The following is a 22,024-nucleotide window of genomic DNA, read 5'->3' on the forward strand; positions in this document are numbered from 1 at the left end:
ATCCCACTCTTTCCTTCCTCTAACCAAGGTCACATTGCCTGCGGCTACCCATTCGCATCCTTTTCTAATGCAAAAAAAAGCCTTCCCGAAGGAAGGCTCAAAACGTATATGTAATTCTAAACGTTCATCCTTACTTCTCAGCAGCAATCTCCAACAGCACATCCCGTTCGCGGCACACGAGAGCGAGTTCATCATTCGGCATCGCATCCGTGATGATTCGTTGCACGCCGGAGAGCGGAGCGAAGGAGATGAGCACGCTCGCTCCAAACTTCGTATGGTCTATGACGACATTGCTCTCCTTCGCTTGACTAATCGCAATCCGCTTGATTTCCGCTTCATAAATGTTGGAATTGCTGAAGCCATGCTCGGCACTGACGCCTGTAGCGCCCAGAAATACCCGGTCGAAAGCCATGCCGGCCAGCATCCCCGCCGCTATAGGACCGACAAGCGAATTGGTCGCCTCCACATGCATGCCGCCCGTCATCAGCACAGGCATGCCCTTGCCGGACAGCTCCATCACCACATTCAGCGCATTCGTCACAACGGTCACATTCCTGTTCGGCTCCAGATAGCGGGCGATCTGCGCCGTGGTCGTGCCTCCGTCGATGAAGATCGATTCCCCGGGCTGAACGAGCGAAGCCGCATGACGGCCGATGCGAGCTTTCTCCTCGATCAACAACCCCGTCCGTTCCTGCAAGGCGATATCCTTCCCCACGAAGATAACTCCACCGAATGTCCGCTTAACAGCGCCGGTATCCTCCAGCCGCTCCAGATCACGGCGAATTGTCATCTCCGTAACACCGTAAGTCTCCTTCAGATCGGACACTCTAAGCTCGCCTTCGCGAGTAATGTGATCCAGCATTTGCTGCTGCCTGTCATTTAATTTCGATGTGTTCCCTTTCATCCCCTGCGGCCTCCGATTATCCTCATTCTGTCTCTTTCCATTATCGCCCGCTCTGAAGCTCAGATCAACTCCGACCAGCATGCAGTCTCCATCTTGCAGGAACTGGCTTCATTCAACGTGGACCATGCCGCTTCAGCCCTTGCTCCTCCAGACAGCCCAGCCCGAATCCTGCCACCTTGACACAGTCTCGCTCTGCCTCGGTAAGCACGATAATTGTATGTCAATGCAATCCCAATCCTTCTTTCTTCATTGCTCTCCCTTGCGTCTCCAGACGCCGCACTGCCGGTCATGGTACCAACCGGGCAGTTGCATAAGGACTTCCCTCTGTTCCCAGCCTGACGCGATTCTTCGCTGCACATCTTCCCAGCCGGGAATGCCGCTGACCGCATCCGGCCGTTCCACATTGCAAGCGCCTACGCCGACGGCAGTCAACAGCGTATCCTCTATGGGCAGTCCTCTTGCCAATCCGGACAGAAAACCCGCTATCGTGCAATCTCCCGCTCCAGTAGTTCCTGAGACATCCACCTTATAGCAAGGAGCAAGCAGTTCCTTGTCCCGCCAAGACTCCAGTTCCTCACCCAGCGGTGCGCTGTGTCCCATGCTCCTTAATCGTTGCAGGCTTGCTGACGTGCGCACATACAACCCATATTCGCCAAGCTTGATCGCCGCTACCGCCACTCCCATGCCAAGCAGCTCCGCAGAGAGGGCACCTAGCATATCGCCATCTGCGAACGGCAGCAGCTCACTCGTCCCATGGCGCTCCGCCAGCTCCCTGTATAGCTCAGGCCTCAGCATATATAATAGCTCCTCGAAGCTGGGCAAGAACACATCGACATTCGGCAGCACGCGCTGCAGAATCGCCATCCAATCGGCCTGCCCCGCCATGGAATCCGGATCGGGACGCGCCATATCCAGGGAAATGGTCAGTCCCGCAGCCTTTGCTCCGGCTAACAATCGCTCCAATTCCACGCCTTGTTCTTCATACATCCGCCGCATCAGCGGCGGATAGCCGAAGTGGAACAGCTTCCCTCCGCCATAAGCGTCCGCCGTCACTTCCTCAGACGAAAACGTATCATTCGCTCCCGTACAGTGCAAGAAGATCCGGTCGACTCCAGGCGGGCTGATGACGATCGAGTAGGAGCTGCACTCGCCAGCGGCGACGATCATGCCTTCCGCCAGATGCTCGCCGTAACTCCGCAGGATGGATAGTATCGCTTGTCCGAAGGGGTCGTCTCCCACCTTGCCCATCAGCTTCACGTTCGAGCCGAGACGGTGCAAGGCCAGGCCAGTATTGGGCACCGCGCCGCCCGTTGACAACTGCGCCGCCCCAACATCGATCAGCTTGCCGGGAACGAGCAGCTCCGCAATCCCTTGCCTCCTCTTCCTGCCGTTCATGGCGGGAATGATATCGAGGCAAATATGGCCGGCTACAATGATGTCGGCGCCATCGAGATGCCGCCTGCTCACCCTTCGTTCCCCCAGTCGATCGCTACTGTACTGCCCGTCTTGTGAGACTCCAGCGCCGCCGTGAACAGGCGGTGGCTTCCCGACGCTTCCTCCGGCAGCGCGCAGCTGAACGGCTGCTGCATGCCTTCCTTGCCGTGTACAATCTCGTCGCAGAATGCTGCCCACATTTGCAGAATGGAGTCGGAGAAGCCGAACTCGAATATTCCCCCCGTAATCGTGCTGTAGGCGGATTGATAAGGCGCATCCACGACATGCCAAGCCTGCTGACCGCCCGGCTCGTAAGGCAAGGACGCCACTTGCTTCGGATTTTTCGTCGAGAATTCCGCGGACAGCTTCGTTCCTTGTATACGGATGAACCATGTGTTGGCATGGCCCGGCGCGATCCGCTTCATCGACAGCACCATTGGGAACTGCTGATCCGCCGTCTTCACATCACAAGCGAGAATAGCATTGTCCCATGTCTCGCATGGCGCCATACCGCCTTGTCCATCAGGACGCTCCTCCATAATCTTGTTCAGCAGCGCGCAGACGCTTGCAGGCTTCCAGCCGAATCGGAGTGGCAGATGCAGCACATGCAGCCCCAGATCCCCCATGCAGCCGTATTCGCCGTTAGTGGCAATGCGCCGCTTCCAATTGATCGGCTTGCCGGGGTCCAGATCGCTGGAATGCCAGAAGCCGGCTTCCACCTCGATAATTCGGCCGAATCGTTCTTCCTCTACCCACTTTATAATTTGCTGGACGCCGGGGAAGAATGGGAACTCCGACGAGCTGCGCACAACGACATGCGGATAGTCGCTTATCGCAGCCGAGATCGCTTCATTCGCCGCCCGATCAATGCCGAAAGGCTTCTCTCCCAGCAGATGCTTGCCCGCTGCGATGATATCGATATAGATCTGCTCATGCAGATTGTGAGGAACCGCGCAATAGATCGCTTCCACGTCATCGTCCGCGAGCAGTTCCCTATAATCGGAATACGCTCTGGCGACACTAGGAACATTGTCTTGGAACCACTGCGCGGCAGTGGGATTGGCATCGCAGACGGCGACGATGCGCGGCTCGAAGTCTACGCCGGTCAGATGGCACCAGCGAGCCGCCGCGCTGGCGAACTCCTTGCCCATCAGCCCGCAGCCGATGACGCCGAACGTTATGATTCGCTTCTCCATTAGCTGCGCTCTCCTTCCAGAATCGCCAGCGCCTCATTCACGCCCGCGCCTTCGTGGACGATTTTCATCAGAGCAGAGGTCATAGCGCCAGGATTAGGGTGTTGAATGACATTGCGCCCGTATACAATTCCGGCCGCGCCTTGATTCATGAGCTCCACCGTACGGTTCACAATCTCCTCGTCGCTTGCCCGCCCGCCGCCGCGTACCAGCACGGGAATACCGGAAGCGACTTCGATGACACGATGATATTCCGTCACATCATCGCACGGATCCGCTTTAATAACGTCCGCTCCGAGCTCTACCGCTTGACGCACGAGCGGCATGATTTTGCGAATGTCTCCATCCACCATATATCCGCCCTTCTCTTCGTTAGGCAGCATCACCAGCGGTTCGACCATCAGCGGCATACCGTACTTCTCGCTCTCCGTCTTCAGTACCGCTACATTGCGCACACATTGATGATGGAGCTCCGGCTGATTCGGCAGCAGCAGCAGGTTCACGCATACAGCTACGGCATCCAGGCGCACCGCTTGCTCAATTGCACGGTCAATTAGCTCGCTGAACAGGAAGTGCGGCAACTTATTGCCATAGATATTGGCCGCATCCGTACGAAGCACAAGCCCCGGCTTCCGCTTGCCTGGAATCTCCTGCAGCAATCTCGCTTGACCCGCGCTGAGCTGCACGCAATCCGGACCTGCCTGCACGACCGCTCCGATCGCGCTCTTCATATCTTCGATACCGCCCAGAAAGGAATACTCGTTGAAGAATCCATGGTCGATAGCCACGTCGAAGCACTTGCCCTGCTCGCTGAACATCCTGTTTAATCTCGGTTTACCAATCATTCTTTTAACCTCTCCTCTGCTTTATTCGAACAATTAATGTTCATTTATAACAAAATGATATACCAAACAAACAAGGTTGTCGAGTATTATTAAAAAGAGCCCCGCCAATCAGATACCATGCTCTGATCAACGAGACTCATTATGGGCGTGCATGCGATTCGTTCGCTTATCGATGATCTTCCAGCCTGAAGCCCTCGCCATGAACCTCGGCCGTATTGCTAATGATCACGAAGGCACTGGGATCAATCGCTCGCACAAGCTGCTTCAGCTTGGGAACTTCATTCTGAGATGCGACGACCATAAGCACCGTCTTGCCCGCCCCGGTATAGCCGCCATGCCCGTCCAGACGCGTCAGACCACGATTCAGATCGTGCAGAATGCCTTCTGCCACCTCCTCAGCGCGCTCGCTAATAATGAACGCAATCTTGGAGAGCTGCAGGCCGTTCTGCATGAAGTCAATCGTCTTGCTTGTCACGAACGTGGCGATCAAGGCGTATAGGGACGTCTCCGGCGTGAACACGAACCCCGCTGCAATGATGACCATCGCATCGAACATCACTATCGCGATACTGTAGGGAAGCCCTGTCAACCGGTGCACCATCTGCGCCGCCAGATCAAGCCCGCCTGTAGAACCGCCGCCGCGGAATACAAGACTGAGACCCAAGCCGATGCCGATGCCGCCATAGATGGCCGCAAGGAGCGGATTCAGCGTGGGATTAGGAACATGAGCCGTTAACAATACGAATAAAGGAAGGAACGTCGATCCAAGCACAGCCTTGGCCCCGAACTTCTTGCCAAGCAGCCACAATGCAAGCAGGAATAGCGGTATATTAACCAGCCATTGCGTTACCGCCGGCGTAATGCCCACCAGCTCCTTCACCAGAATCGACATGCCGGACACGCCGCCTGCCGCTATGCCGTTCGGCACTAGGAACATATTAAAGCTGAGCGCCACAGCCATACATCCGATAATGATCTGAATAAAATTCCACGCCGCTTGCACCCCCGGATTGAGAGGCTTACTCCCTCTTCGTCTCGTTAACCATTGCGTCATTGTTTCCCACTCCTTTGATCTCTCACAAAAAAGAGCTCCACACCCGTTACGGTTGGAACTCTCCCCTTCCGAGGCAGTAAGCCCCGGGCACTCCATAACTTGCCCATATGTCAATTATTCCGATGGTTTGCCGACCTGATGACGCAGATAGCCGTCGATGAACATATCCAGATCACCGTCCATGACCGCACCCACATTGCCCGTCTCTACCGATGTACGATGGTCCTTCACCATGCTGTACGGATGGAACACATAAGAGCGAATCTGGCTTCCCCATGCGATCTCGGACTGTTCGCCGCGAATCTCAGCCAATTCCTTCATCTGCTCCTCAATTCTGCGCTCATACAACTTGGAACGAAGCGTCTTCATCGCCCGATCGCGGTTCGCAATCTGGGATCGCTCCTGCTGGCAGGCCACAATAATGCCTGACGGAATATGCGTAATCCGAATCGCCGACTCCGTCTTGTTGACGTGCTGGCCGCCCGCGCCGCTGGCACGGTACGTATCCACCTTCAGATCCTCCGAACGAATCTCGATCTCGATGGAATCGTCAATCTCCGGTACGACATCGCAGGACGCGAAGGAAGTATGCCTTCGGCCGGCGGAGTCGAAGGGGGAGATGCGCACCAGACGGTGCACCCCTTTCTCCGCTTTCAGGTAGCCATAGGCGTTGTATCCCTTGATCAGCATAGAGACGCTCTTGATGCCCGCTTCGTCGCCAGGCAGGTAATCCAGCAACTCTACCTTGAAGCCTCGCTTCTCCGCCCACCGCGTATACATCCGGTACAGCATCAGACCCCAGTCCTGCGACTCCGTGCCGCCCGCGCCAGGATGCAGCTCCAGGATCGCGTTCAACCGATCATACGGTTGATTGAGCAGCAGCTGCAGCTCGAAATCCTCGATCTTGGCCTGGAGAGCCTCTACGCCTTCCGCAAGCTCGGCTTCCATCGCCTCGTCGGGTTCCTCTTCCGCCAACTCCAGAATCATGGCCAATTCTTCCTGATCGTTGTTCAGTCGGTCATACTGCTCCACCACCGATTTAACGGCATTAAGCTCCGCAATGACGCCTTGCGCACGCTCATTATCGTCCCAGAAGTCGGGAGCGGACATCTTCTCTTCGAAGTTGGCAATTATCTCTTGCTTCAGATCTAAGTCAAAGAGACCCCCTAAGTTCCTGGAGTCGCTTCGCCATCTCGCGAAGGTCTTGCTTCACCGTAATATCGATCATCGCTTTCGCCTCACCTTACTTCATAATTACTTGCCGTGACACTGCTTGTATTTCTTGCCGCTTCCGCACGGACACGGATCGTTGCGGCCTACGCGCTCCTCACGGCGAACCGGGCGCTTCTCTTGCGATTCTCCTCCGCCGCTTGTGGACGTCGTCTGTCCCTTCACGACTTCCTGACGCTGCAGATTGCTCTCGACGCGCGCCTTCATAATATACTTCGACACTTCTTCCTGTATCGTCTCGATCATCGCCTGGAACATCTCGAAGCCTTCGAACTGGTATTCGCGAAGCGGATCCGTACCGCCGTAAGCGCGGAGATGGATACCCTGGCGCAGCTGATCCATCGCATCGATATGATCCATCCACTTGCTGTCTACCGCGCGCAGCACGACGACCTTCTCGAATTCGCGCATCGTCTCCTGTCCCATCTCTTCTTCGCGCTGGTCGTAATATACCACCACTTTGTCATAGATGAACGTGACAATCTCTTCCTTCTCCTTGCCCCACAGATCGTCCTTCGACAGAGAGCCTTCCTCCAGAAGAGAAGAGTGAACATACTCCACGATAGCTTCCAGATCCCAATCCTCCGGAATATCCTCGGAGCAATGCGCCTCCACCGTACGTTCGATGACCGGCTTGATCATGTTCATCACTTCGCTGCGAATGTCGGCCGACTCCAGTATGTCACGGCGCTGCTTGTAGATCACTTCGCGCTGTTGATTCATCACATCGTCATATTGCAAGACGACCTTTCGCGTATCGAAGTTGTTGCCCTCCACGCGCTTCTGAGCCGATTCAATCGCACGGGTAATCATCTTGCTCTCGATCGGTTGATCTTCCTCCAGACCGAGACGATCCATCATCGCCATGATGTTCTCCGCGCCGAAGCGGCGCATCAGCTCATCTTGCAGCGACAGGTAGAACTGCGAGGAACCAGGGTCGCCTTGACGGCCGGCACGGCCGCGCAGCTGATTGTCGATCCGGCGGCTCTCATGGCGCTCTGTACCAATAATATGCAGACCGCCCGTCTCTGCTACAGATTCGCCCAGCAAGATATCCGTACCGCGTCCAGCCATATTCGTCGCGATCGTCACCGAGCTGGCTTGTCCCGCACGGGAGATAATCTCCGCCTCTTCCGCATGGAACTTGGCGTTCAGCACTTTATGCTGCACACCTCTACGCTTCAGCATCGCCGACAGCTTCTCGGAGTTCTCAATGGAGATCGTACCGACCAGTACCGGCTGTTTGTTGCCATGACGCTCCACAATCTCCTCCACGACGGCCTTGAACTTGCCTTCCTCCGTCTTGTAGACCACATCGGGCATATCCTTCCGAATCATGGAACGGTTCGTCGGCACCTGAATCACATCAAGCCCGTAGATACGGCGGAATTCTTCTTCCTCTGTCTTCGCCGTACCCGTCATACCGGCCAGCTTGCGGTACATCCGGAAGTAATTCTGGAATGTAATCGTCGCCAGCGTCATGCTCTCATTCTGAACCTTCAGCTGCTCCTTCGCTTCGATCGCCTGATGCAGCCCATCGCTGTAGCGGCGACCCGACATGAGACGTCCCGTGAATTCGTCGACGATGACAACTTCCTCTTCTTGCACCACATAATCGACGTCACGCTTCATAATGACATGCGCCTTCAGCGCCTGTTGAATATGATGGTTGATCGTCACATTGGCATGATCGAACAAGTTCTCAATGCCGAAGGCACGCTCTGCCTTCTCCACGCCGGCCTCCGTCAGCAGCACGTTGCGCAGCTTGATGTCGACTGTATAGTCCTCTTCTTCCTTCAGACGGACGACGAAGCGGTCAGCTGCATGATACAGCTCCGTAGACTTCGCAGCTTGTCCGGATATAATAAGCGGCGTCCGCGCTTCGTCGATCAGGATGGAGTCCACCTCATCGATGATGGCGAAGTGGAGCGGACGTTGTACCATCTGCTCCTTATATAGCACCATATTATCGCGCAGGTAATCGAATCCGAACTCATTGTTCGTTCCGTACGTAATGTCGCAGGCATAAGCTTCCTGCTTCTCCGCATGAGACAAGCCGTGCAGATTACAGCCGACGGTCATGCCCAGGAAGTTGTAGAGCTTCCCCATTATCTCGCTGTCGCGCTCTGCCAGGTAGTTGTTCACCGTAACCACATGAACGCCTTTACCTGTCAGCGCGTTCAAGTAGACAGGCAATGTCGCCACGAGCGTCTTACCTTCACCTGTCTTCATCTCTGCGATCTTGCCTTCGTGCAGTACCATGCCGCCTAGCAGCTGTACGTCGAAGTGTCGCATGCCCAGCGTCCGCTTCGACGCTTCCCGCACGGTCGCATAGGCTTCTGGCAGCAGCGCGCTCGTCTCCTCGCCCTTCTGAATACGCGCTTTGAATTCATCTGTCTTCGCACGAAGCTCGTCATCTGATAATGCGGCGAACTTGGACTCCATGCCGTTTATTTCTTCAACCGTGCGCATGATCCGCTTCACTTCGCGCTCATTTGCGTCTCCGAATATCTTCTTTACCAATCCGAGCATGGTTTTCCCCTTTCGGTAGTAGGACTGTTTATTTTAAATTGTAACAGTTTGTTCAATCCCTCGCAATCCGGCAGGACTGCGTAAGAAAGCCCGCCTCGGAATGAGACGGGCTGTTATAAGCTTCATGTATGATTGCTGATGTTCTTAGGCTCGCCAGCCATAATATCTTAACCTTGCTCGATTAATCCGTACTTTCCGTCGTTCCGCTTGTAGACAACGTTCACTTCCTTGTTGTCAGCGTTGGCGAATACGAAGAAATTATGTCCGATCATATTCATCTGCAGGATCGCTTCTTCCACATCCATAGGCTTCAGAGTGAATCGCTTCGTACGAACCAGCTCCAGTTCGTCTTCTTCCTCCTCAGCTACGCTGACCGCAGCCGAACCTTCCTCTCTGAACAGGGCCTTCACGCCGCTGCCGCCCTTGAACTTGCGGTTCACCTTCGTCTTGTGCTTGCGGATCTGACGTTCCAGCTTATCCACCACCAGATCGATGGATGCGTACATATCCTCGCTTCTTTCTTCGGCTCTGAGCATAACGCCGACAAGCGGAATCGTAACTTCTACCGTATGCTGTCCCTTCGTAACGGATAGAGTAACATGAATTTCGGAGGTTATCGGAGTTTCGAAATACTTCTCCAATCTGCTAAGCTTCTTCTCGACGTAATCTCTCAGTGCTTCTGTCACCTGGAAGCGTTGGCCTCGAATGTTGCAATTCATGGGGCATTCCTCCTTTACTTGTCCTTATTATAGCATATGCAAGAGCCCAATTCAAAATTGATTTTGGTTTATTCAAAATTTTCTGATAATCATTTTCCGACTGTTCACTTTCTTGTCAAAATCGGTCCCCGGCATACGGCAGCGACTTATTATAGACATAGAAAAACCCCGGAAATCCGGGGTCTGTGTGAGTTAGGCACTGTCAATCAAATCATCTATAATGTGGCTTATAATAGCCGGATGATTACAGTTTGACTACGTTTGCAGCTTGTGGACCGCGTGCGCCTTCAACGATGTCGAATTCAACCGCTTGGCCTTCTTCCAGCGTCTTGAAGCCTTCTGTTTGGATCGCGGAGAAGTGAACAAATACGTCGCCGCCTTGCTCAGTCTCGATAAATCCATAGCCTTTCTCTGCGTTAAACCATTTTACTTTACCTTGCATGTGCAAACATTCCCTTCATCTTCAAATACTGTGTGACCTCATTAGGTCCGGCCCACAATTTGACTATACCACCGCAATTATGGAATTGTCAAACAATTTCTTGAAAACGGATTCATGAGGAGTTCACATTGGATAACCTTCAAATAAAAACCGGATATATCTGGAATGATCTTGCCATTTGCTTACTTTATTAAATAGCACGGAGTCATTGCAAAAGGAAACTTTCTGATTTCAACATCTTGATGTTTAAAATAATCATCAACTGCCTTAGTTTCACCCGGAAACGTTCCATAATCATCCATTATCAATATTCCGCCTTTAACCAATCTTGGATACAAGTGCTCTAATATTGTAATGGAAGGCTCATAAATATCAGTATCAAGATTCAAAACCGATATTTTCAACTCCGGGTGTTGTTTTACATAATCAGGAACTGTCTTTGTAATATCGCCACTCACAAGCTCAATTTGTTTATTAATGCCTTTATGGCTTAACACTTCATATAATTGATCTACAGAGATACTGTCCTCTCCTGCTCCTGCAATGAATTTTTCTCTGAACTGGATATCATCTTGAAAGTTTGTTTCCGGAAACTTACCAAATATATCAAAACCAATTATTTTTTTCGAGAAAGGTGAGGATAGTAGTTCTCTATACATGGCAAACCTCAAAAGAGACGCGCCTTTAAAAACACCACATTCTATAATAGCACCCGGTAGATCATTTGCCATTTTAAACAATTCATAGTGTGCCATCATTTTACTCATTCTTGTAATATCGCAAGAAAGATAAAAATTATTTTCATATTCAAATGATTTAGTAAAGTCTGGAAGTGTTATGATGACACTCAACCTTCTTTCCAACAATTTTCTACTCTTTATAGGATATGATGAGATCACATAATTCCCTAACGCACCCCTGACCGCCTCTTCGTTCACAAATGTACTGTACAAAGCTGCGAACAGTTGGGTGAGCATCATACGGAGAAGCGGAAAGAGCAACCTGCTTCAAACTTTCCAAATCGTTAACGTCATCACCAATATAAGCTGTTTTCTGATAATGATACTCCGGATTATCCATGAAAAACTGTTTTAAAAATGTATCTTTATTTTTTACTCCCATAAAAAGATAATCCACGTTTAACTTCTCAGCTCTTGCTCGTACAACCTCTATATCTTCCGCAGTAAGAAGCATGACCTTAACACCGGTATTCTTGAGAAGTTCAATACCTTTACCGTCTCTCGTATTAAACTTTTTCAATTCATCCCCACTTGTGGAATAATACATTCCCGCATCTGTCAAAACACCATCGACATCAGATATGAGAAGATTGATTTCGGGGATAACCTCTTCTAAGGAAAGAGCATCTTTCAACCTCAATAATTTCAACTTTTCAGCGACTTCCCAATCCGTTATTCCATCCAGCTCAAAATACGTATCTTCCGGCATTTCATACATGGCTACATTGCCAGAGATTCTGCATCTAGTAGTAAGCAATAAGTCTCTACTCGTAATATATATGGCACCGTTCTCGACCAAATAACCGTTCCAATCTTGTCTTCTTGGCCTTTGAGATGGAGTATAATTCAAGGGCAATGCAAAATGATCACTTTCGCCCCAAATGAACCGCTTCTGACGAACTACTGATACCAAGCTATCCGCCTTTGATGCTTTCCATTGAGTTAATGATTGATATATGTCTTGCGATTCAATCAAAGGAGAGGTCGCCTGTAAAAGGACAACATGACTAAAAGAAAAAAGGTTTGCAAATTCTAACATCGCACTTTCAGTTGTTGCAGTATCGCTAGCACTTTCAACGCTACGGTCAATAACCACTACATTTGGGAAGCCAAATTCCTCAACCGTTTTCTTTATTAAACTATCATCTGTCGATACAAATACCTTTTCAATTTCCTCGCATTTTGCGGCCGCTGCGACGGTCCAATAGACTAATGGCTTTCCACAAAAAGGCTTAATATTCTTATGAGGAATACCTTTACTTCCACCTCGTACTGGAATAAAAGCAACCGTTCTTAATGATTTTTCCATTTTAGTTTATCCCTTTGTTCTTTCTCTATGTCTAACATTCCGCTTTCCTTATAAGTAAGAGCTTTTTCTACTGCAGTTAAATTTCTGGCTAACCTTCTCAACCCGTCAGGTTCAAGGCTTGCAGCGTGGTCTGTCCCTTTCCAAGTTCTATTTAGAGTAAAATGTCTTTCAATCGTGGTAGCACCTAAAGTATACGCAGCAACGTCTACGGCAATCCCCAGATGATGGCCAGAAAATCCAATTTCCTTCACAAGATGCCCGTACTGCTGCTTCAATCTGGATATTTCATACAAACAAATATCTTCGAAAGGTACAGGATAGCCCGAAGTACAACTATACAAAACGAGATCTTTTGCTCGTTTATTCTTTACAAAAAACTCTACAATTTGGCTTTCTTCCTCTTTTGTGGTCATACCCAGTGATAGATGAATTTCTCCATCAAACTCACTGCAAAGATACCCAAGCATATCAAAATGTAAATTTAAAGCGGAAGGAATTTTTATAAACTTGGGTTTTAATGTGTTTATATCCATGGCAGAACTAAGGTCCCAAACGGATGTGCTGTACTCGATTTGATACTCATCACACCATTTCTTCAACTGTTTATGCTGTTCCAAGTCCAGCTCCAGATATTCCCTATGCTCTCCATAAGTACTGCCGTAAGATTGATGAGGGTTTGGATGAGGCGCATGGTATTGGTCTTCCGTTAATAATTCTTTGTTATTTCTCTTTTGAAATTTCACAGCATCCACTTTACAGAACACCGCTGCCATCATAATCATTTCTTTAGCAATATCCATATCACCTTTATGATTACAGCCTATCTCCGCAATAACTCTTGGTTTCATGAAGTGTCCTCCTCTAATGTAACTTTTTATGAACAATTTTGTGGCATTAAACAAGCAACTAACGTATCACACATGCCAATACTAGCCAGCTGCTTTTCATAGGCGTGATGAAGATCCGGCGTGTTCATGAAATCCCATATTTGATGACCGCCAGGCAACTCTTTCGAGAGCCAATGCAAGTGATTGGACAAAGGATATCTTTGGACCTGCTTAACGTACTGGACGCGGTATCCTGAATTCAACGCGAGCTTACTTAGTGTCTCTGGAGTAAATAAAAACAAATGGCAACTCCAATATGTAAAGTCGGCAAATGATTCAGATTCATATAATTGTAGTAATGCATCATTAGCACTTGGAACCTCTATAATCAATTTTCCGTTTTTAGTTATGTTCTCCTTCAACCTATTTAAAATGGCACCGGGATCCGACAGATGCTCTAGAACATGAAATAAAGAAATAACATCATATTTTTCTGTAACATCATCTATTGATCGCATAGTTTGTATACCATCAATATCATTCAGGGTTCTGCGAATGGTGTTATCCAGTTCTACACCATGTACAGAAGCGGCAATTTGTTCGGCTAGCTTAAGAAAGCCTCCACCTCCGCAACCAAAGTCCAATATTTTTTTGTTTATTATAGAATCCTTCATCATATTAAAACGCCGTTGATCGTCATTTAAAGAATTATTCCTATATTTTCTTAAATCGATTGCTCCTCCTAGCATAGAAGATTCTTCATAGTACTCATCATTAATATGATTGAATGAGGATAGGAAAACCAATCCACAGTTTTCACACTCCATCACGTTTATATCTGGATTATCGCGGACACCAGTATGTCTTAGAGAGAATTGTTCCCCATCGCATAGGTAACATTTACTTTGCAACATCATTTTTGTTGTCTCCTTTGTCCGCATTTATGTCTAAATTCTTTATTCTATTATTTGTTTCAATGATGATTTCCTTTATTATCGGCGTTTTCAACAACATCGCCTTTAATAAGGGTTTCATTACATTTTGAAGTAGTTCCACTCTTCTCCTTACATCTTTCTCTGTTGAAAATTGGGTGAAGTCTCTTTCAAAATCATAGAGTTCATTTCTACATATTTTGAGATACAGACCTTTAAATGAATGACTATCTAAAACAATCTTCCACTCAGAGTGAATAGAGTGAAATAAGCTCCTTAGATTTTTTTCTTTCATTTTTTTTGATTTTAAAGCTTCATTAATCAAATGATCAATATGAGTCAATCGTTTTTCAATATCATCTATCTCTGGTACAAGGTTTTCAATTTGTTGTGCGACTATAGTTTTTTGTGCTTTCGAATAATCTGTTAGATGGGCCATCCTGCTTAGTAAAGCATCATCATTCACTTGCGTTTCAATTAAAGAAGCAAATACTTCCTGAATGGGCTTAAACGGAGCTCCCTTTATTTTTGCTCCCTTTGAACTACAATTAATAAATGGATAATTAGGGTGCTTATGCAATAGATCCTCTATATCAGATAATGTTAATTTCATCATCTGGTTAGTACGATTCATAGTGCCTTTTACATTTTCAATTTCCAAATCAGCATTCCGGATAACTTCATTCATTTTTTCCTTTGAAAATTGTTTCGCCCCGGAAGCATACATCTGATCGGTTGGATACGATAAATCTTGACCGGCCAAAACAATATCGCGACAGCCCATATAAATAGCCGCTTGAATTGCTATTCCTGTAACAGATAGATTTGACTGGAATACCGGATCGTTATCATTTAATTTTAGAAAATAAGTACTTGTCAAATCATTATTTAAAAACATATGGATCATATTGTTTTTTTGATGGTCGATAACTTGATAGTTAATCATAGGTGCATACAGTAAAGGAATGTTGTTTATTTCAACACCATTGAACATGACATTATTTTCTTCGCCTCCATCAATGGATACGATAAGATGCGGTTTTAATCCATAATGGAGTAATGATTGTATCGTTGATCCCGCTGCAATAATTAGAGCATGTTTCTTCAGCTTTTTAATCCAGTCTATTTCTGCCTCCAAAGAAGGTCCTGCACCGACTATTACAGCCGGAACCCCTTTAAACTCCCCTTTTAATCCCAAGATTGATGGGGTTGAAAGTACACGGGCCATGTTATACATACTATTTTTCACCCATTGAATCCCCGCTGTTTCATTCATTAGTAAGGAGCTTTTATAATTTAAGATAGCGTTACTGGCATCCTGGATAAATTGCTCCTTATTAGTTGTATTTATTTTGTTATACACAGGGATTGCTATAAATTCCGGTTCATCCACTTTATATCGCAAATAACGATAAAACATTCTATCTCTTGGTTCTTTTTGATCGCCTACAACAAACTCAGCGATATTTAGTTGATGAAATAAATCTTCAAACGAAATAACTTCTAATGCAGCTAGAAAGATTTGAATATCTGGTTCATATATATACAAGCTGTGACCAGAATAAGTCTGTGAATAACATTGCACATGATAACCGAAGCCAAAGCCATATACAAAAACGTGTGATTTTTCATCCCCTTTAACAGATAGGCTTTCAACCCATTTCTTCGCTTCATACATAGGGTCAAATTTACTATAGTAATATATTGGATGATCGTTGTTTGTGCTTATATATAAATTTGGCATACTGTTCCTGGTATAAATAACTTGATAGTTTTCTTGATTTCTCATTGTGTCTTCTATTTGGGTATATAGCATCGGATGCTTTTGACGAAAATACTCTTTATTCGCCTTAAAGCGTTGCGACTTTATGCTTTCCTTTTCTCCCAGTTCTGCAGCTAATGTATGAAGCAATGCATTCAATTCATACCTAATATGATCACTTGCTCCCCAGTAATCCTCATTGTCCATGTATTGATTCAAGCTGTAAAATAAGGTTTCAAATTGTTGCATGCTATTATAAATGAGAGTTTGGTTGACGAGTCCCAATTGTTCTGACATTCTGCTATTCAAGAAATTTAATGTCTTATATAAATTATTCATTCCTTCAATTAATTGTCCAAATTCATTCCAAGCATTGTCTATTTTAGAATCCATCAGAACATCAGCCATATAAGAACAACTATCTATTAAATTGGGCAGATAATCTCTCACTTCATCTAGAACCGAGTTGATTTCCTTTAAAACGTTAGACATTTTTATCCCCCTGTAGAGTTACTCGTTCCAGTTGATGAACTCTTTCAATAGCTTCTTCAAGATAACTCAACAACTCTGGAGAATGTTTAATAATCGCATCAAACAATTGACCGAGCACCCGCTCGAATAAACGAGCTTTTTTTTGAATATTTCTTTCCTCACTTAATTGACGCTGGTATCGATCAAATTCAATAATTTTATTTTTGAGCGCATATTGATAAATTGTATTAAGAGGAATACTTTTTACGAGATCTCCCCAATCTTTTTCAATACTGGACATCATTTTCAAACATTTGTTTGGGTTTGTTCTACTTAATTCCATTAACTTTTTTAATCGATTATTCATTCGATGGGTAAGTTTAATACTATTTTGCATTTGCTGCGGTAACGCAAATAATTTCTCTTTCATTTCTGATTGTTTATTGTAATGATATTTTTCATTTTTAAATATATCTTCAATTGTCATACTAACTTTATCCGAACTCATTCTCTTCACTATGTCACCCATAGGTTCATATACAGCATGTTTTATTTTCGCGCCTTTACTTGATGCATTAATAAACTTCACGTCAGGAAATAAAGTAAGCATATTTTCAAAGTTTCTTAAGGTAACCAGCATAGTAGTTGAGATTTTATTGTTTGAGCCTTTGTTATTTTCTATCCATTGATCAGCTTCAGATAAGATGGATAGTTTTTCTTTCTCTGAGAATTGTTTCGCACCTGGCGCATACATACTATCGGATGGATAGGATAAGTCCTGTCCTGTAAAAATAACTTCCTTGGCCCCTAAATATATGGCTATTTGAACAGCTGTTCCACTAACCGAATTAGTCTCTTTAAAAACCGGATCTCCATTCGCTTCAGAATAGCCCATAATATATTTTGATATATAGTCATTTTTCAAATAAGCGTGATAGGTTTTCTCATATTGCAAGTCAACAACCCGATAATCAATTTGAGGGCAATATATGAAAGGAATGTCCTCACGATTAATAGGTTTAAATGCAACGTAATTTTTATCCGAACCGTCTATTGAAACGATAAGATGCGGTTTAATACCAAAATGTTGTAGTGACTGAACCGAAGATCCCGCTGCAATAATAAGACAATGATCCCTTAACTGTTTCAGATATTCAACATCCGCCTCCAATGACGGGCCTGCTCCTACCACAATAGCCGGTATACCGTCTAATCTCTTATTTAAAGTTCGTACTGAAGGGGTTGATAAATTGGCAGCTATGTTGTTCAATATATTCTTTGTATGCTTGATATATCGATAATCCAACGTTTTTTCATTAAGTTTAAATTTAGATGCACAATATTTTAAATGCTGTAATAAAGTGACTTTATGCTCTTTGAAGTATTTTTGGTATTTCGGTAAATCTTGTATGTTGAGCTTACTGCCTGTTTTCACACAAAATCTTTCCAACAATAATTCAACATCATCCAATTCCTTAACACCTAAAGCAAAATCTACTATGTCGATACCTGCTAATGTTTCTTCCCAGTTAACGGCATACATTGAAGCCAAAAATACTTGAGGGTCCGGTTCAACTAAAAATATTTTGATTTTTGGATATTTTAATGCAAACTCTTTTAAATGATATCCAAAACCAACACCGAACAATAAAACGAATTGACTTTCTTTAACATCCTCAACACTGCCTGCAACCCATCGTACTACTTCGGTGTTTATGTCATACTCGCTGTACATATTAGTAAATTGACCGGATGGGGTATTCAAGTATAGATTGGCGTTTCCGTCTTTTGATGAAATGATCTGATAATTCAATTCATCTCGTTGTAATTGAAAAACTCGATCATAGATTAATGGATACTTCTCCTGTAGAAACAATAAGTTGGTTGAAAACTGCTTATTGCTTTCTTCTTCCGTTTTCCCAAGAAACAATAATAAGCTATGAAATAGAGGAATAAATTCATAACGTATAATATCCCCAGCCATAACAAACTCATCTGCGTCGGTATGCTCATTGAATCGTGCGAAGATGACTTCTATTCTTGCAATATAATCATTTATTGGTTTTTTCCATGCATGGTTGCTTTCCACATGTATTAACATATTTTCAATCTCAACTAGTGTCTTATACAGATCATCTATCGCTGTTACGATTTGACCAACAAGCAACCATGATTCATTGTTCATATTCCCATAAAAGGAATCACCGACAATTGTAGATACATCTATGAGCTGCGGCAAAAAATCAATAAGTTCATCTGTTATATGGTTAATTTCCTGCTTTAATCCCACAAGTAATCCACCTTTATATATATTGTTTATGTATATATCGGAATATTGGACCTTAATCATAAGAAAGGCTGCTAGGAAATTTTTACCTAGCAGCCCTGAAATCAGTTTCTTGTGTCAACAAAAAAACTGTTAGCGGAGTGAATTTGCTCGTATTTTTTCTTCTGTATACTAGCTTCTTGCAGTTTATAAAGCTTACCGCTTGCCTCGTTCATCAGATCTCTCATACGAGCTTCAATCACTTGATCATGTTCGGTAATTTGACGAAGCTTACTTTTATCCTCTTGCGAAAGCGGCTCGTTAGAATCACTCATTTTTACTATCACTTCATCTCGCAATTCCACTAAATGCAGCAGTGTCTCCATGTCAGCATCATTAATATTCTGGGAACATGAAATCGTTTTTTCATGCAATTTATGCAGTTCATGCATTATACTGTACCCACTTGATAGGCGCCACCTTTTGCGGAAGATTTTTCAGCTTCCTTCCACGTCTCAAGTAGATCTTTAAGATGCACAAGCACCTCTCCTGCAATTTTTGCATCTTTCTGCACATTTGCCTGAATCAATTGATGAAGTAAATATTCATAAATTCGAATTAATTCATTGGATATCTCATAATCAAAATCAAGCGATGCAATTAGTTCATGCACAATTGCTTGAGCTTTCTTCAACTTCTCATTTGCCATATCATAATTTTTAGTTTCAATTGCTTCAATCCCTGCTTTCGTAAATCGCACTGCTCCTTCAAATAGCATAATAAGCAGCTTACTACCCGTAGCTGTGTTCACGGAAGACTGTTGATAAATACGATATGGTGAATTTTGCAATTAGCACACCCCTTTTTAACTACTCATAAAACTACTGAGCATACCTGCCTGACTATTAAAACGATTAATTGCTTTTTCCATTGCAGTAAATTGTTTATAATATTGCGTTTCCATTCGATTGAGACGGTCCATTAAAGCATCTTCTCTTTTTTTCATTTCACGAAGTTCTCTGCCTATTACAGAATCCTCTTTGAAAGTACCATTTAAATCTGTACTTGTAAGAGAAGTTCCCGCTTTGTCAGATAATCCTTTCAAAGCTGTCATACTTGATGCAGACATCTGCTTAAATACACCTGTCGAGCTATTTGTGAACAGGTCTATAACGGCATCAGAATTTGCATCCAAAGCATCGCGCAATTTCTCTTCATCCAGTATTAGTTTCCCCTTCTCTGTATAACTTCCTGTTGAAATACCTATGGAAATTTTATCCCCATTGCCGTCAACAACTCCGCTAATGAGAGAGGTTGCAGTAATTCTTAATTCCGATACCAATTGGGATAACGTACTGTCATTTCTTAGCGTTCCACTTCTAGCTTTTTCTTCCCATTTTTCAATTTCATCTTCAGTCATTTCTTTTTTCTCAGCACTGGATAGAGGCTTGTAGCTACGATAATTGGCTTCAGATACTTCAGAATTAATTGAACTAATTAAACTGTTGTATTCTGTTACAAATGACTTAATGGTATCAATGATTTTACTCGTGTCTTGAACAGCAGTTAGTGAGACAGTTTCCCCGGGATTTGTTGATTCTTTCACAGTAAAATCGAAACCATTTACATTAAACCGATTACTGGACTGTTCATAATTAATACCGTTAATATTCACTATTGCATTCTTACCGACTCGTGATGAGTCTGGAGTATCGAAGATAGGATCTGTTAATTCCAACATACCTTCTCCTGTTTTAGTCGCCGCTATTGAGAATTGTCCCGTATCTGCATTATAAAGAGCTGTAGCTTTCAAAGAGCTAGAATTGCTATTTATGGCTTTGGCTAGCTCGTCTAATGAAGCAGTTTTAGCTAAAGAGATCGAACTTCCGTTAATTGTAATTTTTACATTTGAGGGATTAGCTGGATCTTCTAAAAAGCCCACGCTGCCTAAATCGCCTGTTCCAAATGTGTACACATGATTTTCTGAGGTAGCCACTTGAGTGACTTCTACATTGAGCGTCCCAGATGCTGTCGAATTGGTGGCATTCATCATAATCGAACTAGTAGCTCCGCTTAATTCAGTCGATTTAGCGTTAATGGAATTAGATAAATTAAACGAGGCCAATTTATTGTTGCGAAAATCAATAATTTTAGCGTTCATGGAACGATAATCTTCTCTCTGCCATTCAACCTTTGTACGATCTTTAACCAAGTTATCATACGTTTTTCTCCGAGCTTGCATAAGCTCTTTTACCATATTGTCAATATCTAGTCCTGACGCAAAACCTGACAACCTCATTATATTTTCCTCCTTTTAGGCCTTTTCATCTACAATAATTCCTGTTAACTCCATAATTTTCGTAGCAATATCCAGCAACTTCTCTTCAGGAATCTGCTTGATAACCTCTCCGCTTTCTTTATTGACTACCTTATAAACAATTTGATTGGTTCCCTCATGCACCGAGCGTTTGATTTGAGTATCCGTACTTTGAATAGCTTGAATGACATTTTCAATATTTGAAACTAATTGTTGACGACGCTCTTCAGACATTGAAGGATTTCCACTTTTCTCATCAATTGTACTCTGCGTTTTTTGAATTGTACGTTCAGCACCGTTGCCTATATTTTTGTCAGTAAAATAACCCGCCGTGGTTCCTGCTGATGATATATTGATCATCTTTATCCCACCTCGATACGATAGTCGCTTACTATTATTATCGGTTAAATTCTGGTTTTCTTTAGTATTATTTCGTCAAAAAAAGAGGACCTCGGAATATCCAAGGTCCTCCTCTCTCATTCTATTATTGCAACAGTGATAGCACACCTTGCGGTTGCGAATTAGCTTGCGCCAACATCGATTGAGAAGCCTGCAGAAGAATATTATTCTTCGTCAGTTTCACCATCTCGCTTGCCATATCCGTGTCACGAATACGAGACTCGGCAGCTGTCAAGTTCTCAACTGTTGTACCAAGGTTATTGGACGTATACTCTAGACGATTTTGTGTCGCACCTAGCGTTGCACGCTGTGTGGATACATTCTCAATTGCAGTTTCAATCGCAGTCAGGGCAGTGGTGTCATCCAATCCTGTAAACCCAGATGTGCTAATTGCAGCAATTGTGATGGTTTGAGTCGAATCGTCAGCTTGAATTGTGGCGCCAGCAGTAATATTGATACCATTAAACTTCGTATCGCTCATAATGCTATCAATTTGTGCGCCAAGCTCTGTAAGCTCAAGGTCAATATTGCCTGTGTCTGATGTGCTGTATGTGCCGTTCGCTTTCTGAACGTTAAGCTCTTTCATGCGAGTCAGCATTGCACTTACTTCGTTCATTGCGCCTTCTGCTGTTTGCACGAAGGAGATAC

The 22,024-nt window shown here is 45.0% G+C and carries 20 protein-coding genes; all 20 read right to left on the bottom strand.

Annotation, left to right across the window (positions count from 1 at the left end):
• Positions 1 to 130: 130 nt before the first annotated feature.
• The gene (locus ACFQ2I_RS21305; protein WP_377567870.1) at positions 131 to 985 is read right to left on the bottom strand and encodes a DeoR/GlpR family DNA-binding transcription regulator; all 855 of its coding nucleotides are present in this window, start codon (positions 983 to 985) and stop codon (positions 131 to 133) included.
• Between the two features lie 165 nt (positions 986 to 1,150).
• On the bottom strand, positions 1,151 to 2,371 hold the full coding sequence (locus ACFQ2I_RS21310; protein WP_377567872.1) for a carbohydrate kinase family protein: 1,221 nt from the start codon (positions 2,369 to 2,371) through the stop codon (positions 1,151 to 1,153).
• Complete coding sequence (locus tag ACFQ2I_RS21315; protein WP_377567874.1) at positions 2,368 to 3,534, bottom strand: Gfo/Idh/MocA family protein; 1,167 nt, start codon at positions 3,532 to 3,534, stop codon at positions 2,368 to 2,370. The genes ACFQ2I_RS21310 and ACFQ2I_RS21315 overlap by 4 nt, the downstream gene beginning before the upstream one ends.
• Positions 3,534 to 4,376: a class I fructose-bisphosphate aldolase gene (locus ACFQ2I_RS21320; RefSeq protein ID WP_377567876.1), complete on the bottom strand. Its 843-nt coding sequence runs from the start codon at positions 4,374 to 4,376 to the stop codon at positions 3,534 to 3,536. The genes ACFQ2I_RS21315 and ACFQ2I_RS21320 overlap by 1 nt, the downstream gene beginning before the upstream one ends.
• Positions 4,377 to 4,542: 166 nt before the next feature.
• Complete coding sequence (locus tag ACFQ2I_RS21325; protein ID WP_377567878.1) at positions 4,543 to 5,430, bottom strand: YitT family protein; 888 nt, start codon at positions 5,428 to 5,430, stop codon at positions 4,543 to 4,545.
• Between the two features lie 114 nt (positions 5,431 to 5,544).
• A protein-coding gene (gene prfB / locus ACFQ2I_RS21330) for a peptide chain release factor 2 (RefSeq protein WP_377567880.1) occupies positions 5,545 to 6,658 on the bottom strand; the annotation gives its coding sequence in 2 pieces (ribosomal slippage) (positions 5,545 to 6,585 and positions 6,587 to 6,658; 1,113 coding nt in all).
• 26 nt (positions 6,659 to 6,684) lie between these two features.
• Positions 6,685 to 9,192 carry a preprotein translocase subunit SecA gene (secA, locus tag ACFQ2I_RS21335; protein ID WP_377567882.1) on the bottom strand — a complete coding sequence of 836 codons (2,508 nt, stop codon included), beginning with the start codon at positions 9,190 to 9,192 and terminating at the stop codon, positions 6,685 to 6,687.
• A gap of 167 nt (positions 9,193 to 9,359) precedes the next feature.
• Entirely contained in the window at positions 9,360 to 9,911 is a 552-nt protein-coding gene (hpf, locus tag ACFQ2I_RS21340) for a ribosome hibernation-promoting factor, HPF/YfiA family (protein ID WP_377567884.1), read from the bottom strand.
• Between the two features lie 244 nt (positions 9,912 to 10,155).
• Positions 10,156 to 10,353, bottom strand: a complete 198-nt coding sequence (locus tag ACFQ2I_RS21345) for a cold shock domain-containing protein (protein ID WP_213519776.1) — start codon at positions 10,351 to 10,353, stop codon at positions 10,156 to 10,158.
• 182 nt (positions 10,354 to 10,535) lie between these two features.
• On the bottom strand, positions 10,536 to 11,216 hold the full coding sequence (locus ACFQ2I_RS21350; protein WP_377567886.1) for a TylF/MycF/NovP-related O-methyltransferase: 681 nt from the start codon (positions 11,214 to 11,216) through the stop codon (positions 10,536 to 10,538).
• A 7-nt stretch (positions 11,217 to 11,223) separates the two neighbouring features.
• Complete coding sequence (locus tag ACFQ2I_RS21355; protein WP_377567888.1) at positions 11,224 to 12,402, bottom strand: cytidylyltransferase domain-containing protein; 1,179 nt, start codon at positions 12,400 to 12,402, stop codon at positions 11,224 to 11,226.
• Positions 12,387 to 13,250: an N-acetylneuraminate synthase family protein gene (locus ACFQ2I_RS21360; protein WP_377567890.1), complete on the bottom strand. Its 864-nt coding sequence runs from the start codon at positions 13,248 to 13,250 to the stop codon at positions 12,387 to 12,389. The genes ACFQ2I_RS21355 and ACFQ2I_RS21360 overlap by 16 nt, the downstream gene beginning before the upstream one ends.
• 26 nt (positions 13,251 to 13,276) lie before the next feature.
• Positions 13,277 to 14,146 carry a class I SAM-dependent methyltransferase gene (locus ACFQ2I_RS21365; RefSeq protein ID WP_377567892.1) on the bottom strand — a complete coding sequence of 290 codons (870 nt, stop codon included), beginning with the start codon at positions 14,144 to 14,146 and terminating at the stop codon, positions 13,277 to 13,279.
• Positions 14,130 to 16,415: a motility associated factor glycosyltransferase family protein gene (locus ACFQ2I_RS21370; RefSeq protein WP_377567894.1), complete on the bottom strand. Its 2,286-nt coding sequence runs from the start codon at positions 16,413 to 16,415 to the stop codon at positions 14,130 to 14,132. The genes ACFQ2I_RS21365 and ACFQ2I_RS21370 overlap by 17 nt, the downstream gene beginning before the upstream one ends.
• The gene (locus ACFQ2I_RS21375) at positions 16,408 to 18,684 is read right to left on the bottom strand and encodes a motility associated factor glycosyltransferase family protein (protein WP_377567897.1); all 2,277 of its coding nucleotides are present in this window, start codon (positions 18,682 to 18,684) and stop codon (positions 16,408 to 16,410) included. Before ACFQ2I_RS21375 ends, ACFQ2I_RS21370 begins: the two co-directional genes overlap by 8 nt.
• Before the next feature lie 101 nt (positions 18,685 to 18,785).
• Positions 18,786 to 19,112 carry a hypothetical protein gene (locus tag ACFQ2I_RS21380; RefSeq protein WP_377567899.1) on the bottom strand — a complete coding sequence of 109 codons (327 nt, stop codon included), beginning with the start codon at positions 19,110 to 19,112 and terminating at the stop codon, positions 18,786 to 18,788.
• Positions 19,112 to 19,510: a flagellar export chaperone FliS gene (gene fliS / locus ACFQ2I_RS21385; RefSeq protein WP_377567901.1), complete on the bottom strand. Its 399-nt coding sequence runs from the start codon at positions 19,508 to 19,510 to the stop codon at positions 19,112 to 19,114. The genes ACFQ2I_RS21380 and fliS overlap by 1 nt, the downstream gene beginning before the upstream one ends.
• A gap of 15 nt (positions 19,511 to 19,525) precedes the next feature.
• On the bottom strand, positions 19,526 to 20,959 hold the full coding sequence (gene fliD / locus ACFQ2I_RS21390; protein WP_377567903.1) for a flagellar filament capping protein FliD: 1,434 nt from the start codon (positions 20,957 to 20,959) through the stop codon (positions 19,526 to 19,528).
• Positions 20,960 to 20,974: 15 nt separating this feature from the next.
• Positions 20,975 to 21,337 carry a flagellar protein FlaG gene (locus ACFQ2I_RS21395; RefSeq protein ID WP_377567905.1) on the bottom strand — a complete coding sequence of 121 codons (363 nt, stop codon included), beginning with the start codon at positions 21,335 to 21,337 and terminating at the stop codon, positions 20,975 to 20,977.
• Between the two features lie 124 nt (positions 21,338 to 21,461).
• Positions 21,462 to 22,024, bottom strand: a 563-nt coding sequence (locus ACFQ2I_RS21400; protein WP_377567907.1) for a flagellin, incomplete at its 5' end; no start/stop codon positions are given.

The organism is Paenibacillus chungangensis, from assembly GCF_042675905.1.
Lineage (GTDB): Bacteria > Bacillota > Bacilli > Paenibacillales > Paenibacillaceae > Pristimantibacillus > Pristimantibacillus chungangensis.